The following is an 877-nucleotide window of genomic DNA, read 5'->3' as shown; positions in this document are numbered from 1 at the left end:
TTTAGATATTGAGAAAATCCAACGTAAAACAGAAACAACAGATTACATGATATTTATGAGTGCACTTATGATCCTACTGTCAAAATATACCGGGCAGCAGGATATAGTCATAGGCAGCCCTATGTCGGGAAGAACTCACAAAGACACTCAAAATATCCCCGGCATGTTTGTAAATACACTGGCATTCCGAGGAAAGCCGGAAAAAACAAAAAGGTATTCTGAGTTTCTGAGTGAGATAAAAGAAATATGCCTAAATGCATATGAAAATCAGGACTACCCGTTTGAAAAGCTGATAGAGGCATTGAATGTAAACAGGGAATCCTCAAGAAATCCCTTGTTTGATATAATGTTCGTTTTGCAAAATTATGATCATGGTACCGGAAGCTTTAACACAATGGAAATGGAGGAGCTTGACAAGTGTGAATGGCACAGGGCGGCAAGGTTTGATTTAGCCGTAATTGTCACCAGACAACGGGACGGATACAAGATTGTTTTAGAGTATTGTGAAGACTTATACACAGAAGAAACGGCGTGGCTTCTGAAAAATCACTATATCAACCTTGTTAAGGAAATAGTCTCAGACTCTGAACAGCTCATTGGTACAATTGAAGTTTTGGATGAGAATGAAAAGAAGAGCATTCTATATGACTTCAATAAAACAGAGCTGGATTTCCCAAAGGATAAGGTTATGGCAGAGCTGTTTGAGGAGATGGTGGAAAGCTCCCCGGACAATCTGGCGGTAATATTCGGAGAAGAAAAGGTTACATACGAAGAATTAAACAGAAGGGCAAATTGTCTTGCAGGCAGGCTCCGTCATATGGGCATAGGGAAAAATGATTTCGTGGCGATTATGACGGAACGCAGTGTAGAGATGATA

At 40.0% G+C, this 877-nt stretch carries 1 protein-coding gene; it reads left to right on the top strand.

What is annotated here, in order from left to right:
- Positions 1-877, top strand: an 877-nt coding sequence (locus L323_RS40500; protein ID WP_038276383.1) for a condensation domain-containing protein, incomplete at both ends; no start/stop codon positions are given.

Origin of the sequence: Ruminiclostridium papyrosolvens C7 (genome assembly GCF_000421965.1) — a bacterium.
Lineage (GTDB): Bacteria > Bacillota > Clostridia > Acetivibrionales > DSM-1351 > Ruminiclostridium > Ruminiclostridium papyrosolvens_A.
This window is presented reverse-complemented; position numbering and strand designations above follow the sequence as displayed.